1 protein-coding gene is annotated in these 1,190 nt (G+C 47.2%); it reads right to left on the bottom strand.

Features of this window, described 5'->3' with window-relative positions; translation table 11 throughout:
* Positions 1 to 6: 6 nt before the first annotated feature.
* The coding region (tuf, locus tag LIX84_RS23295; RefSeq protein ID WP_164667183.1) for an elongation factor Tu at positions 7 to 1,190 on the bottom strand (1,184 nt) is incomplete at its 5' end.

The following is a 1,190-nucleotide window of genomic DNA, read 5'->3' as shown; positions in this document are numbered from 1 at the left end:
TATGAATTAGTCGAAGATCTTAGCAACAACACCAGCACCTACTGTACGGCCACCTTCACGGATCGCGAAACGTAGACCTTCGTCCATTGCGATTGGTGCGATTAGCTCAACAGTCATCTGTACGTTGTCACCTGGCATTACCATTTCTACGCCTTCTGGTAGCTGGATGTCACCAGTTACGTCAGTTGTACGGAAGTAGAACTGTGGACGGTAGCCTTTGAAGAATGGAGTGTGACGACCACCTTCATCTTTAGACAGTACGTATACTTCTGATTCGAACTTAGTGTGTGGAGTGATTGAACCAGGCTTCGCTAGTACTTGACCACGTTCAACTTCGTCACGCTTAGTACCACGTAGAAGTGCACCAACGTTCTCACCTGCACGGCCTTCGTCTAGAAGCTTACGGAACATCTCTACACCAGTACATGTTGTAGTAGTTGTTTCCTTGATACCTACGATAGCAACTTCGTCACCTACAGTTAGGATACCACGCTCGATACGACCAGTTACTACTGTACCACGACCTTGGATTGAGAATACGTCTTCGATAGGCATTAGGAATGGCTGATCTACCGCACGCTCTGGCTCAGGGATGTAAGTATCTAGAGCTTCAGCTAGTTCAACGATTTTCGCTTCCCACTGCTCTTCGCCGTTTAGTGCGCCTAGTGCAGAACCTTGGATAACTGGTAGGTCATCACCTGGGAAATCGTATTCAGATAGAAGTTCACGAACTTCCATTTCTACTAGTTCTAGTAGCTCTTCATCGTCAACCATGTCACATTTGTTCATGAATACGATGATGTATGGGATACCAACCTGACGGCCTAGTAGGATGTGCTCACGAGTTTGTGGCATTGGGCCATCTGTCGCAGCAACAACTAGGATACCACCGTCCATCTGTGCAGCACCAGTGATCATGTTTTTAACGTAGTCCGCGTGTCCTGGACAGTCAACGTGTGCGTAGTGACGAGTTGGAGTGTCGTACTCAACGTGAGAAGTTGCGATTGTGATACCGCGCTCACGCTCTTCTGGAGCGTTATCGATAGATGCGAAGTCTTTAGCTACACCGCCGTAAACTTTAGCAAGAGTAGTACAGATAGCTGCAGTTAGAGTTGTTTTACCGTGGTCAACGTGGCCGATAGTACCAACGTTAACGTGCGGTTTCGTACGTTCAAATTTTTCTTTAGACA

The organism is Vibrio sp. E14, assembly GCF_020515785.1.
Lineage (GTDB): Bacteria > Pseudomonadota > Gammaproteobacteria > Enterobacterales > Vibrionaceae > Vibrio > Vibrio diabolicus.
The sequence above is the reverse complement of the archived record's forward strand: the minus strand, read 5'-3'. Positions and strand labels throughout refer to the sequence as shown.